This window comes from Clostridioides sp. ZZV15-6383, assembly GCF_020657735.1.
Lineage (GTDB): Bacteria > Bacillota > Clostridia > Peptostreptococcales > Peptostreptococcaceae > Clostridioides > Clostridioides difficile_D.
This window is the reverse complement of record NZ_JAGWCV010000262.1, coordinates 1-215: the sequence shown is the minus strand read 5'-3', so window position 1 is coordinate 215 and position 215 is coordinate 1. Positions and strand designations below refer to the sequence as shown.

1 protein-coding gene and 1 pseudogene are annotated in these 215 nt (G+C 27.0%); both read right to left on the bottom strand.

The window, feature by feature from the left end; all coding sequences use genetic code 11:
• The coding region (locus KGF42_RS19725) for a helix-turn-helix domain-containing protein (RefSeq protein WP_413927056.1) at positions 1-95 on the bottom strand (95 nt) is incomplete at its 3' end.
• Positions 58-215 (bottom strand): annotated as a pseudogene (locus KGF42_RS19720) (IS607 family transposase); the annotation flags it as partial. The pseudogene KGF42_RS19720 and the gene KGF42_RS19725, both read right to left, overlap by 38 nt.

Genomic DNA, 215 nt, shown 5'->3' with positions numbered 1-215 from the left:
ATAAATCTACTAACACCAATCGTTTGATGTATTTTAGATTTTTGTTCAGTAGTAGGATTAATTTCTATTTTGTATGCTCTTTTCAACTTCTTCATCCTCTCTAATCTTTTTCTTGTATTTTCTTAATCCACATATGCGACAACTAAAAGTATGAAGTATTGATATTATATCTTGAACTAATTCTTCTTGTGGTGAAAGACTTTCATTATTTACAA